The following is a 14,647-nucleotide window of genomic DNA, read 5'->3' as shown; positions in this document are numbered from 1 at the left end:
CCTCGTTCGTGGCGGCGTCGATACCTTAATCACCTCGCCGCTGTGGGTATGTGTCATGGAGTATCACGACGCCGCCGACCTTCTGACGTCCCTCCGTCGTCGACGCCCCAAATTCGGAACGGAGACGACGGCGCGAATGCTTTCTCATCTCGGGAACCCACAGGACGCCGTCGATTTCGTACAGATCGCCGGCTCCAACGGGAAGGGGAGCACCGCTCGTCTGCTCGAAAGCGTCCTCCGAACCGCCGGTCTCGATGTGGGACTGTTCACCTCCCCGAGTCTGAACGACTTCCGCGAACAGATCCGCGTCAACGGTCGGAACGTGCCGAAGGACCGTATCGCGGAGTACGTCGAACGTATCGATCCCTGCCTCGACAGGCTTCGAGCGGACGACGACGAACCGACTCACTTCGAGGTCCTCACGGCGCTCGCCATCCTCCACTTCGGCATCGAGGACGTGGACGTCGCGGTTCTCGAAGTCGGTATCGGCGGGCGCTACGACGCGACCAGCGCGGTCGATCCGGTCGCGAGTGCAGTCACGAGCGTGAGTCTGGAACACACCGAGTTGCTCGGCGACACGGTGGGTGAAATTGCACGCGACAAGGCACAGGTCGCCCCGACCGCGGCACCGCTCGTGACGGGTGCCGACGGTGCGGCGCTGGAGGCCATTCGGTTGGAAACGGACGCGATAACGGTGGGTCCCGACGATGCGGACGTCATCGCGGTCGAGAACGGGATGCGGTCCGACGTCGAGAGCGACGTCTCCATCACTGCACCCGATTGGACGTTGGAAACCAACCTTTCGCTTCTCGGCCGGTATCAAGCGACGAACGCGGGCGTGGCGGCGACTATCGCCCGACAAGTTGCCGCGGTCGACCCGTCGACGATAGCGACCGGACTTCGCAAGGCGACGTGGCCGGGACGGTTCGAAATCGTCTCCACCGACCCCATGACCGTCCTCGATGGCTCCCACAATCCGGGCGCGACCGCGAAGGTGAGCGACCTACTGGAACGCTACGACTACGACGACCTCCACGTCGTCTTCGCGGCGATGTCGGACAAGGACCACGAACGAATGGTTTCGGAACTCCCGTCTGCCGACGCTGCGTTCGTCACCCGCCCCGACGTGGGTCGCGCCGAGGACGTCGCCGTGCTGGCGGACGTCTTCGACGGACATGCTGACTCCGTTCATCCGGTGGAGTCCGTCGCGGAAGCGACGGAACGGGCGCTCGCCGAAGCGGACGAAACGGACTGCGTGCTCGTCACCGGCTCGCTGTACGCCGTCGCGGAGGCGCGGGACCGGTGGACGCGGTTGCTCGTCCCGAAACGCGGCGGACGGCGGGGAAATTCGCCCGCGTTTCCCGCGGATGCGTTTCCCGAGACGCCCGCCACTGACGTCGATCACCGTACTTTCACGACCCGACTACGCCGGGATCAGGCCGCACGCGTCGAGCGTTCCATCGAGGCCGTCGGCGGCAAGTGCGTGCGTTCCGAGGCGGGTGCGCCCGAAAAGCTCGTCGCGACGATGCTCGCCGGGACGGTCACGCAGCTTCGGGAATTCACGGATATCGTCGCGACCGAGGGTCTCGGATTGGGACATCTCGCACGACAGGTCGAAGAAGCACTGGACGGCCCGAAACCGGACGCCCCGTTCGGCGGCGAGGGCACGGCCGTGATGGGCATCGTGAACGTTACCCCGGACAGTTTCCACGACGGCGGCGAGTACGAACGGGCCGACCTCGCCATCGAACACGCCGAACGGTTGGTCGCCGCCGGCGCGGATATCGTGGACGTCGGCGGCGAGAGTACGCAACCGGGTGCCGCCCCGGTTTCGGTCGGCGAGGAGATCGATAGGGTCGTCCCCGTCATCGAGTCGGTTTCGTCGCTCGACGTTCCCATCTCCGTCGACACCCGGAAGGCGGCCGTCGCGGAGGCCGCCCTCGACGCCGGGGCCGACATCGTCAACGACGTCTCGGGCCTCGCCGATCCGGAGATGCGTTTCGTCGTCGCCGACCACGACGCGTCGCTCGTCCTGATGCACAGCCTCGATACCCCCGTCGATCCCGACCGAACGAGGAGCTACGACGACGTGGTCGAGGACGTGATGGACGACCTCGCCGAACGGATTCTCCTCGCCGAACGGGCGGGTATCGACCGGGAACGGATACTCGTCGATCCGGGCTGCGGGTTCGGCAAGAACGCGGCCGAATCGTTCGAACTGGTCGACCGGCTTCCCGAGTTTCGCGCCCTCGGCTGTCCCGTGATGGTCGGTCACTCTCGAAAATCCATGTTCGATACCGTCGGCTCCCGCAGCGAGGACCGACTCCCACCGACCCTCGCGGTGACGACCATGGCCGCCGAGCGGGGTGCGGACGTGGTTCGGGTCCACGACGTGGCGGAAAACGCGGCGGTCCTTCGGACGGTGACGGCGACGAACGATTCGTAGCCGACACACCTCCGTCTCTCCGTCGGACGTCGGGTGATTCGAAGTGCTTCGATATGCGAGGGCATATAAATGGCCGGTACTATTAACACCGTCTTTTATTATCATATCTGAACTCACTCTACAACGATGCCACAGAATCACGACCATCCCAACCACCCGAGTGTCGACCAGTCGGATCGCACGGTTCCGAGAAATCTACGGCAGACCGGCGACCCCGGCATCGAGATGTTGGTTTCGACGCGCGTTCGAAAGTCCCCCTTCTTCGACAAATCGTTCAACGAGGAGGAGGCGTGGCGGTGTACGGTGTACAACCGAATCTATCACCCGCGCGGCCTCGTCGATCCCGAGGAGGGCGGCGCGATGGCCGAATACGACGCGTTGGTCAACAAGGTGACGCTCTGGGACGTCGCCGTCGAGCGCCAAATCCGCGTGAAAGGCCCGGACGCCGAGGCGTTCACCAATCACGTCATCACCCGAGACGCGACCGAAATCGATACGATGCGCGGCAAGTACGTCATCCTCTGTAACGAGGACGGCGGCATCCTGAACGACCCGGTGTTGCTACGTCCCGAAGCGGACGAGTTCTGGTTCTCCATTTCCGATTCCACGCTCATGCAGTGGTTGCAGGGCGTCAACGTCGGCATGGATTTCGACGTCGAGATCGACGAGATCGACGTCGCACCGATGCAGATTCAAGGTCCCCTGTCCGAGGACGTGATGATCGAAGTCATCGGCGAGGAAGTCAGCGACATTCCCTACTACGGCCTGATGGAGGCCGAAGTCAACGGTGCACCAGTGTTGGTGAGCCAGACCGGGTTCTCCGGCGAAAAGGGCTTCGAGATCTACGTGAAGGACGCGATGGAGAACGCCGAACGCGTCTGGGATCCGGTCCTCGATTCCGTCAAGGACCACGGCGGCATGCAGATCGCACCCGGACACCACCGGCGCATCGCGGCGGGAATCCTCTCGTGGGGACAGGACATGGACCACGAGACGTCCCCGTTCCAGGTCAACTTGGGCTATCAGGTCCCGGACGACAAGGAGGCGGACTACATCGGCAAGGAAGCACTGGAACGGCAGAAGGAGCGCATCGAGGACGGCGAGTACCCGTTCACCCACAAGATGATCGGGTTGAAGATGGCCGGCGAACCGATACGGGATTACGCGCCGGACTTCTGGCTGATCTCCGACCCGGAGACCGGCGAGGAATGTGGCTACATGACGTCACCGTGGTGGAGCCCCGATCTGGAGACGAACATCGGACTCGGCTTCGTGCCGGCCGAAAAGCTTCAGGAGGAAACGGACGCTGACCTCAACGACGAAATCTACGACGAGGACCTCGACATCGAGTTCGAGGTGCACCTCCCCGACGAGTACGCCGAGGAACCGGGCGAGTCGGTGTACGCCACCCTGGCGAGAGTGCCGTTCAAGGAATCGGTCAACCCGAGCGCCCGCGAACAGGCCAAGTTGAACGCGAAGAAGGAAGCCGAAGCGAACGACTGATCGACCCGGCCCGTTCCCTGCTGGCACTGTTCTTTCCTTTTTCTGCCCGATTTAGTGCCTTTCTCCGTAATCGAGTATGAGAATATCGGACGGCGCGTCACTCGTCGGCCGACCGGCGGGTATTCGGTCGTTCTCAACACGGTCTCGATGACGGTACGGGGTGTTCACCCCGCTCAGTCGTAGAGTGTGTACTCGTCGGTGAGGTCGTCGATGCGGTTTCGAACGTCGGCGATTACGTCCTCGTCGCTCGGAGCGTCGACCACCTCGAAAATCAGATCGGCGACTTCGCGGCAGCCTTCCGCGCCGAATCCACGGGTGGTGAGCGCAGGTGTACCGGCGCGTATCCCCGACGGGTTGAACGCAGACCGCGTTTCGCCGGGTACCGTGTTCGCGTTCAAAACGATACCGGCCCTCTCCAGCGCCGATTCGACGTCTTTGCCCGTCGTGTTCGGGTGCGACGGGCGGAGGTTGACCAGCACGAGGTGATTGTCCGTGCCGCCGGAGACGAGGTGGAGGCCGTGCTCTTGGAGGCGGCTACCGAGCGCCTTCGCGTTAGCAACCGTTTGCTTCGCGTACGTCTCGAACCTGGGGTCAAGCGCCTCGCCGAACCCGACCGCCTTACCTGCGATGTTGTGCATCGCTGGGCCGCCCTGCGCGCCGGGAAATACCGCGCTATCTATCGCATCGGCGTGCTCCCGGTTGCACATGACGATACCGCCGCGGCCAGCGCGGATCGTCTTGTGGGTCGAACCGGCGACGAAGTCCGCGATGCCGACCGGCGACCGATGAACGCCTGCGGCGACGAGGCCCGTTATGTGCGCGATATCCGCGAGGTGATACGCGTCGACGGTCTCTGCCGTCCGCTGAATCCGCTCGAAATCGACCTCGCGGGGGTAAGCGGAGTATCCGGAAACGATGATGTCGGGGTCGAACGTCTCCGCTTTTTCGTCCAGCAGTTCGTAATCGACGTATCCCGTCTCCGGGTCCACCTCGTACTGCTCGACATCGTACATCTTTCCGGCGAAATTAGCGGGATGGCCGTGCGAAAGGTGGCCGCCGTGAGTGAGGTCCAGCGAGAGGATCTTGTCGCCGGGGTCCAAAACGGCGAGGTACACCGCCATGTTGGCCTGCGAACCCGAGTGCGGTTGAACGTTGACGTGGTCCGCACCCCATAGTTCTTTGGCGCGATCGATAGCCATCTGCTCGACGCCATCCGCGAACTCACAACCCGCGTAATAGCGTTCACCCGGATACCCTTCGGCGTAGTTATTGGTCAGTTCGGAACTCTGGGCCTCCATGACCGCCTCCGAAACGTGGTTTTCGCTTGCGATCATCGCCAGCGTATCGTTCTGTCTGGATCGTTCGTTTTCGAGGACATCGGCGATAGCCGGATCCGTCTCGCGGACGATTTCGTACGTCATCGATTCAATATCGATACGAACAGGGAATAATCTGGCTGTCGGCTTAAAACAACGGAAATTTGATAGCCTGTGTTCCCTCTCCCCATGGCGTGACAGGTGGAGGACTGTTCGGCGAGTACGGACGTAACGAGTTAGAAGAGTGGTTCGCTCGGCGCTGTCGCGTTCGACGTCAGTTCGGAAGGCTCTCGAGACGCCACGATTCGGCGTCAGCCGTCTGGTTGAACGTGTAGATGTGGACGCCGCGGATGTCGTAGGTTTCGTCGTTCGCGTACGGTGCGAGGCCGTCGATGAGTTCGTCCGGCTTGAACTTCCCCCGTGAACTGACGAGTTGACGAACGAATCCGAGGATGCCGGTCGTTTTTTTGAGGAAGGCTATCGAATCGCCGACGCCGACCTTTTGGGAGATGCCGATCAACTTCTGGTACTTCATCACGCCCGGAATCCCGATTTCGACGGGGAGATCGATACCGCGGGCGCGAATCTCTTCGATCCATTCGAGGACCGCTTCGGGATCGTAACAGAGTTGGGTGACGATGTACGTCGCGTACGGTTCCTTCTTCGCCATCGAATCGCTCAGTTCCTTTTCGTCGAGGAAGGCGTGGCCCTCCGGATAGCCGGTGATACCGACCTCGTCGAAGGAGTACTTCGTGGCGTCGAGCGCGGAGAGGAGGTCGTAGGCCGACTCGAACTCCCCGGCCGGTTCCTCGCGGTCGCCGCCCGGGACGAAGATGTCCGTGACGCCGGCGTCGGTGAGCCGTCGTGCGATATCTTCGAGGTGGTCCCGGTCGGTGACGTACCGAGCAGCCACGTGGGGAACGACGTCGTAGCCGCGTTCGGCCACTTGTTCGGCCCGTTCGATCGTCCGCTCGATACCCAGTTGCGGTGACGTGGTGATGGCGACGGTCGCGTCGTCGGGCAGATACGATATCTCCTCGTCGAAGCTTTCGAACGGCATTAACTCGAACCGCGCGCCGGTGAGGAGGTCCTCGACGCCATCGGATTTGGTACTGTCACGCAGTCTCAAGGACATCTCTTACCGACACATGGTGAGTCGGATACTTTTGTCTGTGGGTGGATCTGCTAACATATTTATATAGGATGCACGAACGCCGGTTCGTCCGCCAGATATCAGCGATGGAGTCCGACAATGTGCGGGACGCGTGCGTCACCTCCGCGAACATTCGAGACGCTAGCGGCGATTCGTAATCGAGACGCGCACGTCGAACGGCGTGTCGATCCGTGATCCACAAACTATCCATACGAACGACACGTTGTGGTTGGCGGGACCACTCGAACGGGACGTCCGGCCCATCTCCGAAGAAGGCCGCGGGAATGACCGCGCTGGCCCGTTTCGTCTCAACCCCCTTCGAACGCTGCAAACTCAAATAGTCACTGCTCGGACATCCCCGTCCGTGAAACGAACGCGGGCGATAGCTATATTTGTCCGCCACAGCCATTTTCGAACCGAATTTATGGACACCACTGACGACGTGCCGAACCGAGCCAACACCGTCATCGTGGGTGCTGGTATCGTCGGCTGCAACATCGCGTACCAGTTGACGAAGCTGGGCAGGGACGACGTGGTCGTCGTCGATCAAGGACCGATGCCGACGACCGGCGGGGCCTCGTCCCACGCACCCGGCATCATGTTCCAGACCACCGAGTCGAAGATCCTCACCAAGTTCGGGAACTACAGTCGGAAGCTCTACTCCTCGCTCGAAGGCCAAGACGGACGGCAGGCCTACAACGAGGTCGGAGGTATCGAAACGGCCCGGAGCGAGGAACGGATGGATTTCCTCGAACGCCGCGTCGAATCGGCGAAATCGTGGGGCATCGAGGACCCGCAACTCCTCTCGCCCGAGGAGGTGACCGAACACCTCCCGCTGGTGAACGAGGACGAAATCCTCGGGGGGTACTACTCGCCGACCGACGGTCAGGTGTCGGGCGTCATCGCCTGCGACGCGCTCGCTCGGGAGGCGATGGAACGCGGTTCCGAGTTCGTTCCGCACACCCGCACCGAGGACGTCGAGGTGGAGGACGACTCGGTGCAGGCGGTCGTAACGGAGAACGGCACCATCGAGTGTGACGAGGTCGTCATCGCGACGAACATCTGGGCTCGACAACTCGGCGAGAAACTCGGCGTCCACCTGCCGGTCGCTCCCGTCGAACACCAGTACACGATAACCGAATCGCTCGACGAAATGGGGGACGCCGCCGTCGACATCACCGACCACCCGTTGTTCGAGAACTACCGGAACGTCTCCGGCGAGAAGGCGAAGCGCCTCCTCATCGGTCCGGACCGACCAATCCTCCGGGATCAGGACAACGCGATGTACTACCGGACGCACGGTGACGCCTACGGCATCGGTTCGTACAACCACGAGCCAATCGTTCCGAACCCGCAGGAGCTGGGCGGCAACGACCCGGACGGCGAGCAGGGGTCGATCCACGAGTTCACCGACTACCACATGAACAACGCGACGCACCCGGACCGCCCGGATAAGGCTCCGCGGCAAGCGAGCAACGAATTCATCCCCGCCACGGCGGGGAATGACCTCGAGTTCAAGTACAACGGGATGTTCTCCGAATCGCCGAACGGCCTGCCGATAATGGGTCCCGTCCAGGAGTACGACGGGCTCTGGACCGCGGCGGCCATCTGGGTCACCCACGCGGGCGGTGCCGGCAAGGCCCTCGCCGAGTGGATGGAGAACGGCGTTCCGCGTCTCTCTGACGGCCCCATCGACCTCGCACATGCGGACGTCAACCGGTTCGACGCCCACGAGGGAAGTTGGGATTTCACCCACGACATCGGCGGCGAGGAGTACCGCATCGTCTACAACATCATGCATCCCAAGTGGGTGTGGACCGACAAACAGCGGGACATCCGCCGGACGCCGATGTACCACACTCACCGGGAGTACGACGCCGAACTGTGGGCCGAAGCGGGATGGGAAGAACCGCAGTGGTTCGAGTCGAACGCCGACCTGCTGGCCAGATACGGCGATCAAATCCCGGACCGAGAGGGATGGGAAGCGAAGTACTGGTCGCCCATCGAGGGTGCGGAGGCGCTGCACGTCCGCAACGAGGTCGGCCTGCACGACATGACCTCGTTCAACAAGATGGAGGTCATCGGCAGCGACGCCGGGGCGTTCGTTCAACGCCTCTGTACGAACGACATGGACATCGGCGTCGGCGACGTCAAGTACACGCTAATGTGTAACGAGGGCGGCGGAGTGCGCGCGGACATCACGGTCACGCGAACGGACGAGGATCGATACCTCCTGCTCACGACCGGTCGCGAGGTCGGTAACAATCACGTGGCGTGGGTTCGGGAACAGGCACCCGAGAGCGTCGTCGTCAACGACGTCACGTCCAGTCTCGCCGCGATGGTCTGCACCGGACCGAAGGCCCGAAAAGTGCTCTCGAAGGTCGCCACCGCCGACCTCTCGGACGACGCCTTCCCCTTCTTCACGAGCCAGCAGTTTTTCGTGAAGAACGTCCCCGTAACCGCACTGCGTGTCTCCTACGCCGGTGAACTCGGGTGGGAACTGTACACGCCCTTCGAGTACGGCGAGACGCTTTGGAACCACGTTCTGGAGGCGGGCGAGGAGTACGACATCCGACCGTACGGAAACGGCGCGCTAAACGCCCTGCGAATCGAAAAAGGGTTCCGGCTGTGGGGGAGGGACCTCCACACCGAGCACAATCCGTACGAGGCCGGTCTCGGTTGGGCGGTCGATTTGGACACCGACTTCATCGGCAAGACGGCGGTCGAGGCGGCCGCTGAAGGCGACAACATCGATCATACGGTCGCCTGTCTCACCTTGGACGACGAGGACGCGGTGATACTGACAGACCGACCGGTTCTCGACGGCGAGACGCCGATCGGCTACGTCCACAGCGCGGAGTACGGGTACGACGCCGGAGCCTGTGTCGTCTACACGTATCTGCCGCCCGAGTACGCCGAACCCGGTACGGAAGTGGAGATTCTCTACGAAGGGGACCGGTACGCCGCGACCGTCCGCGAGGAACCGCTCGTCTCCTGACGACCGCTCTCGACGGCGAGCGGGCGACCAGTTCGTATCTTTTTTCTGTCATACTGTGGTTCGGATTAGTCCGTGTCACACTCTCTCGACTCGGTTCGTCGATTTCCCGACAGGACTGTCAGAGCGGAGTAACGGCGTTGAGGCGCTTGAATTCGCGGAGGCGAACCGTGTCACCGATGTATTTATGATCGTGACAGATACATTCGAACGTGTGCTATGAGTACGATGAATCTCCCGTCACGAGCGAACACCGTCGTCATCGGGGCCGGTGCCGTCGGGTGTAGCGTCGCGTATCACTTGACGGACTTCGGGGCCGACGACGTGGTCGTCGTCGACCAAGGCCCGTTACCGGTCACCGGCGGGTCGTCGGTCCACGCGCCCGGCATCATGTTTCAGACCTCGCCGTCGAAGATTCAGACGAAGGCGGCTCACTACACGAGTCGCCTCTTCTCCGACATGGGAGTGTACGACGAGGTGGGTGGAATCGAGTTGGCCCGAAGCGAAGAGCGCATGGATTTCCTCCGTTGCCGCGTCGAGTGGGCGACGTCCTATGGGTTGCCGAACCCGCAGTTGCTCTCGCCCGAGGAGGTGACCGAACACCTCCCGCTGGTGAACGAGGACGAAATCCTCGGGGGATACTACTCGCCGACCGACGGCCGCGTCGACGGTATCGCAGCGCTTCAATGGTACATCGAGAACACGTCGGCGAACTTCTTCGGAAATACCGAAGTAACCGACTTGGACGTGAGCGGTGGCGAGATACGAGCGGTTATCACCGACAACGGGCGAATCGAATGCGACCGCTGCGTCGTCGCGACGAACAACTGGGGGTATCAGACCGGACGACTGGCCGGAATCGACCTTCCGATCGCTCCCGTCGAGCACCAGTACGTCGTGACCGAACCGATGGACGAGTTGGCCGGGGCCGGAACCTCCCTCGGCGACAACACCGCCGACCTGACGGTGCCGGGTAACCGCGACATTCAGGAGTACATGACCGAGCGACCGAATCGCCCGGTCGGCAGGGATCAGGACCACTCCCTCTATTTCCGGACCCACGGCGACGCCGTCGGTATGGGGTCGTACAACCACGAAGCGCTGTCCGTCGACCCCGAGGCGATGGGGAAGAACAGCGAGGAACGACAGGCGTCGGTCAGGGGTTTTTCCCGAACGCACTGGGAGCGACCGACACACCCCAACCGCGACAAATCCGCCAAGCAGGCGTTCGAAGAACTCCTTCCGGCGGTCGAGGACAAGGAGTACGCCGTCACGGAAAACGGGATCTTCGTCTTCACGCCGGACGGGATGCCCGCCGTCGGCGAGACGGCGCAGGTCGATGGACTCTGGACCGGACTCGCCATCTGGTGGACCCATTCCGCCGGATACGGTCACATCCTCGCCGAGTGGATGGAGAACGGCGTTCCGCGGCTTCCGTCGGGACCGGTCGACATCGGCGGCATCCACGTCCAACGGTTCGCGCCCCACGCCGGCGAGAAGGATTACTTCGTGGACCGCGGAGGAACGCGGTACGAACAGGTCTATAGCATCGTCGAACCGCGTTGGCAACCGGACGATCATCGCGGGCTCCGAACCAGTCCGTTCCACCATCAGCAGACGGAACTCGGCGCGGAGTTCTACCAGTCCGGCGGCTGGGAAACGCCGCAGTGGTACGAATACAACGCGGACCTGGTGGAGCGATACGAGGACCGAATCCCCGAGCAGGACGGCTGGCAGTCGATAAACCGCTCGAAGATAGAGGGTGCCGAACACCTCCACACGCGGGAGAACGTGTCGATGTTCGACATGACCACGTTCAGTTCGATCATGGTCGAGGGCGAGGGCAGCGGCGATTTCCTCCAGCGGGTCTGTAGCAACGATGTAGACATCGACGTAAATCGGGTCCGCTACTCGCTCCTGTTGAACGAGGGCGGCGGTATCCTCGCGGACGTCACCGTCGTCCGCCTCGACGAGAACCGGTACATGGTCACGACCGGCGGCGGAAACTCCCCGAACATCCACGGCAACTGGCTGAAAGACCGCTCCCCTGAGACCGTCTCGGTTACCATCGAGGAGGGTGCGAAATCCACCATCGGGCTGTGGGGTCCGAAGTCGCGGCTCTTGCTCCAGCGATGTACCGACGCGGACGTCACCAGCAACGGATTCCCGTATTTCGGTTCGAAGCAGATCTACGTCGGCGAGGTGCCGGTCATCGCGCTTCGCGTCTCCTACGTCGGCGAACTCGGTTGGGAACTGTGGGCTCCGAGCGAGTACGGACAGCGGTTGTGGGAGACGCTGTGGGAGGCGGGGCAGGACCTCGACGTGCGGCCCATGGGCGGCGGCGCATTGGAGTCGATGCGATTGGAGAAGGGATTTCGGCTCTGGGGGACCGACATCGACACCGACGCGAACCCGTTCGAGGCAGGCCTCCCGTTCGCAGTCGACATGGACACGGACTTCGTCGGGAAGGAAGCGTTGGAAGCAGCGAAAGAACGCGGTATCGACACCAGTGTCTCCCCCATCACGCTGGACGACTCGACGGACATCGTGGCGAGCGGTCGACCGGTCCTCAAGAACGGCGAGCCCATCGGCTACGTGCAGGCGGGCGACTACGGGTACTCCATCGGCGAGTCCATCGCCTATTCGTACCTTCCGAGCGAGGATGCCGAGGCCGGGACCTCGGTTCGGATACAATGCGAGGGTGAACTGTACGACGCCACGGTTTGCGACGAACCGCTGTTCGATTCCGGCCGGGAGAAAATACTCCGGTAATCCGGTCCGGTAGGCCGAAATTGTATCGCACGATAACCATCTAGGGGATTCCCCCACTGCCACTACAACCAATGACATCGACCGAATCCGACGAACTTCCCGTACAGTACGCGGACATCGAACGTGCCCGTGAACGACTCGACGACGACTCCGTCGTCAAGGAGACTCCAATCGAGCGGAGTTCGTCGTTGGACGAGTTCGTCGGCGGAGAGGTGTACCTCAAGATGGAACACCTCCAGTGGACGGGGTCGTTCAAAACGCGCGGCGCGTACAACAAGATACGGCAGGACGTCGACCGCGGCGTGGACGAGTTCGTCGCCGCGAGCGCCGGAAACCACGCGCAGGGAGTCGCGCTCGCCGCCACCAAGTGCGGGGCCGACTCGACCATTTACATGCCCGAGAACGCTCCGCAGACGAAGGTCGATGCGACGCGGGAGTACGGTGCGACCGTCGAACTCGTCGGAAAGGACTTCCAAGAGACCATGACACACGCGAAGTCGACGGTCGAGGAATCCGACGCCGAGTTCGTCCACGCCTACGACGATACCGACATCATCGCCGGGCAGGGGACGCTCGGCATCGAGATGTACCACGACCGTTCCCACGCCGACACCGTCGTGATTCCGATCGGCGGTGGTGGACTCATCAGCGGGATTTCGACGGCCATCAAGCATCTCTCCCCGGAAACTCGCGTGGTCGGCGTCCAGGCGACCGGTGCCGAGACGGTCCACGAAAGTCTGGACAAGGGGATGCCGGTGACGCTCGATGAGGTGAACACCATCGCCGACGGCATCGCGACCGGGGGAATCTCCCGAACGACGCTGCGTATCATCCAGCAGAACGTCGACGAAGTGGTGACGGTTACGGACACCGAAATCGCTCGCGCGATCCTCCTTCTGTTGGAGCGGGCGAAACAGGTCGTCGAGGGTGCGGGTGCCGCGGCCGTGGCCGCGATTCTCAGCGACGAACTCGACGTCACCGACGAGACGGTGATGCCGTTGCTCTGTGGGGGGAATCTCGATATGACGAGACTACAAACGGTGTTGGTTCACGCGTTGACGGAACGCCAACAGCTCCTCCGACTCCGCGTCCGTATCGACGACCGGCCCGGGAAGATGGAAGCCATCTCCGGAGTCATCGCGGAGAAGGGTGCGAACATCCGAGACGTCCGCCACGACCGGTCCGTCGACGATCTGGAAATCGGCGAGGCGTATCTCGTGTTTCGGGTCGAAGCCAGCGGCGCGGGGCACGCGGCGTCGATAATCGACGCCCTCGAAGCGGCCGACTACTCCGTCGAAAACATCACGAAGACGATATAGTTTTTCTCCATCGTTCGACCTTCATCCGACCGTTCATCACGCGGGGAAACATATTTATCGACTGGTTGCGGAGCAACGATCGTACGATCGGTCATGTACGATACCATACTGATCCCCTACGACGGGAGCGACGAAGCGAAGAACGGTGCCAAACACGGAATCGAACTCGCGGCCGCGCTCGGGTCGTCCGTCCACGCGCTCTACGTCATCGACCTCCCGGGAGTGCCTCGTGCGCCCGCACTCCGCGACGACGAAGAACAACTTCGACGGGAGTACGAGGAGTACGGAGAGAAGATCATGGCCGAAATCAGCGCCCTCGCCGCGCAACACGGCGTCGACTGTTCGGCCGAAATTCGGAGCGGATCCGTGAGCGAACAGATAGTGGAGTACGCCGATGAGGGAGAGGCCGACGCCATCGTGATGGGGTCCGCATATCGCGGGAAACTCGGCAACCTCTTGGGAGGAACGACGGACAAAGTGGTTCGCAGCGCCACGGTGCCCGTAATCACCCAACGAATGAATGCCGACGAACTCTGACCTCCCGGTAACGTCGGTTTCACGTTTCTTGCTGTGTGGACCGATGGGTTCCGTTCGAGTTCGACATCGCTACGACTCCGTAAGCATCGTTTCCCTGAGGTAAATCACGATACTCGCGCTTAAAAAGCTCACCCCGGCCACCCGCAAGCTTCCGTTCGTCATCGCCGCGAGCGCGATGACGAACAGAAGTACACTGAGGGCGGCCGCCGCCGTCGCCGCTATGTTCATGGTATCATCAGTATGTCGAGAGGGTAATAAAACGTTGACGTCTGGTTTTCGATGATTCTCCGACATTCGTATTTTATTTCATACTTGTATTCATAATTGATACGTTGGACGATTCCGGGACGTCCGAACGAGCTCACCGGTCGCGTTCGTCTCCTTGGGCGGATCGGTTCCCGTCGTCGACGGGACGGAAGGGAAACACAACGTTTCATCGGAGTTATACCACCAGCAAGTGTCGAAATACAGCCGTTCCATACCGAGGTGCCTCCGAATCGGTGTCCTCGATACAGTCCACGTCTATCGATTCCTCCTGTGAACGACGTGGTAGATGAACGGCGTCGAAAATTGTGCCGAAGTTTTATTATAATTCGTTCAGATTAG

At 62.0% G+C, this 14,647-nt stretch carries 9 protein-coding genes; 6 read left to right on the top strand and 3 right to left on the bottom strand.

The genetic code is table 11. The features are described 5' to 3' along the window. The first annotated feature begins 55 nt into the window (after positions 1-55). Together folP and LJF34_RS17075 are read left to right on the top strand one after the other, a co-directional pair. Entirely contained in the window at positions 56-2,446 is a 2,391-nt protein-coding gene (gene folP, locus LJF34_RS17080) for a dihydropteroate synthase (protein ID WP_231186710.1), read from the top strand. Positions 2,447-2,572: 126 nt separating this feature from the next. Beyond that, complete coding sequence (locus LJF34_RS17075) at positions 2,573-3,949, top strand: aminomethyl transferase family protein (protein ID WP_231186509.1); 1,377 nt, start codon at positions 2,573-2,575, stop codon at positions 3,947-3,949. Positions 3,950-4,122: 173 nt separating this feature from the next. Here the strand turns inward: LJF34_RS17075 and glyA are convergent, their stop codons facing one another. Both glyA and LJF34_RS17065 read right to left on the bottom strand, forming a co-directional pair. After that, positions 4,123-5,370, bottom strand: coding sequence for a serine hydroxymethyltransferase (gene glyA, locus LJF34_RS17070; protein WP_231186508.1), 1,248 nt, complete (start codon positions 5,368-5,370; stop codon positions 4,123-4,125). Between the two features lie 169 nt (positions 5,371-5,539). After that, positions 5,540-6,400, bottom strand: coding sequence for a methylenetetrahydrofolate reductase (locus LJF34_RS17065; RefSeq protein ID WP_231186507.1), 861 nt, complete (start codon positions 6,398-6,400; stop codon positions 5,540-5,542). A gap of 442 nt (positions 6,401-6,842) precedes the next feature. Between LJF34_RS17065 and LJF34_RS17060 the strand changes: the two genes are divergently transcribed. From LJF34_RS17060 to LJF34_RS17045, 4 genes are all read left to right on the top strand, one after another. Then, the gene (locus LJF34_RS17060; protein WP_231186506.1) at positions 6,843-9,416 is read left to right on the top strand and encodes an FAD-dependent oxidoreductase; all 2,574 of its coding nucleotides are present in this window, start codon (positions 6,843-6,845) and stop codon (positions 9,414-9,416) included. A gap of 216 nt (positions 9,417-9,632) precedes the next feature. Beyond that, positions 9,633-12,185, top strand: coding sequence for an FAD-dependent oxidoreductase (locus LJF34_RS17055; protein ID WP_231186505.1), 2,553 nt, complete (start codon positions 9,633-9,635; stop codon positions 12,183-12,185). 71 nt (positions 12,186-12,256) lie between these two features. Next, complete coding sequence (gene ilvA / locus LJF34_RS17050) at positions 12,257-13,504, top strand: threonine ammonia-lyase (RefSeq protein ID WP_231186504.1); 1,248 nt, start codon at positions 12,257-12,259, stop codon at positions 13,502-13,504. 93 nt (positions 13,505-13,597) lie between these two features. Next, positions 13,598-14,041, top strand: a complete 444-nt coding sequence (locus tag LJF34_RS17045; protein ID WP_231186503.1) for a universal stress protein — start codon at positions 13,598-13,600, stop codon at positions 14,039-14,041. Between the two features lie 69 nt (positions 14,042-14,110). Here the strand turns inward: LJF34_RS17045 and LJF34_RS17040 are convergent, their stop codons facing one another. Next, positions 14,111-14,269, bottom strand: coding sequence for a hypothetical protein (locus LJF34_RS17040; protein ID WP_231186502.1), 159 nt, complete (start codon positions 14,267-14,269; stop codon positions 14,111-14,113). Positions 14,270-14,647: the final 378 nt, after the last annotated feature.

Source organism: Haladaptatus sp. DYF46, from assembly GCF_021083305.1.
Classification (GTDB): domain Archaea; phylum Halobacteriota; class Halobacteria; order Halobacteriales; family Haladaptataceae; genus Haladaptatus.
Note: the sequence above shows the minus strand (reverse complement) of the source record. Positions and strands in the feature narration are given on the sequence as shown.

What these genes read in the sequence shown, in the direction of transcription:
- folP (WP_231186710.1), top strand. Translation starts at nt 56, where the DNA reads ATGGAGTATCACGACGCCGCCGACCTTCTGACGTCCCTCCGTCGTCGA.
- LJF34_RS17075 (WP_231186509.1), top strand. Translation starts at nt 2,573, where the DNA reads ATGCCACAGAATCACGACCATCCCAACCACCCGAGTGTCGACCAGTCG.
- glyA (WP_231186508.1), bottom strand. Translation starts at nt 5,370, where the DNA reads ATGACGTACGAAATCGTCCGCGAGACGGATCCGGCTATCGCCGATGTC.
- LJF34_RS17065 (WP_231186507.1), bottom strand. Translation starts at nt 6,400, where the DNA reads ATGTCCTTGAGACTGCGTGACAGTACCAAATCCGATGGCGTCGAGGAC.
- LJF34_RS17060 (WP_231186506.1), top strand. Translation starts at nt 6,843, where the DNA reads ATGGACACCACTGACGACGTGCCGAACCGAGCCAACACCGTCATCGTG.
- LJF34_RS17055 (WP_231186505.1), top strand. Translation starts at nt 9,633, where the DNA reads ATGAGTACGATGAATCTCCCGTCACGAGCGAACACCGTCGTCATCGGG.
- ilvA (WP_231186504.1), top strand. Translation starts at nt 12,257, where the DNA reads ATGACATCGACCGAATCCGACGAACTTCCCGTACAGTACGCGGACATC.
- LJF34_RS17045 (WP_231186503.1), top strand. Translation starts at nt 13,598, where the DNA reads ATGTACGATACCATACTGATCCCCTACGACGGGAGCGACGAAGCGAAG.
- LJF34_RS17040 (WP_231186502.1), bottom strand. Translation starts at nt 14,269, where the DNA reads ATGAACATAGCGGCGACGGCGGCGGCCGCCCTCAGTGTACTTCTGTTC.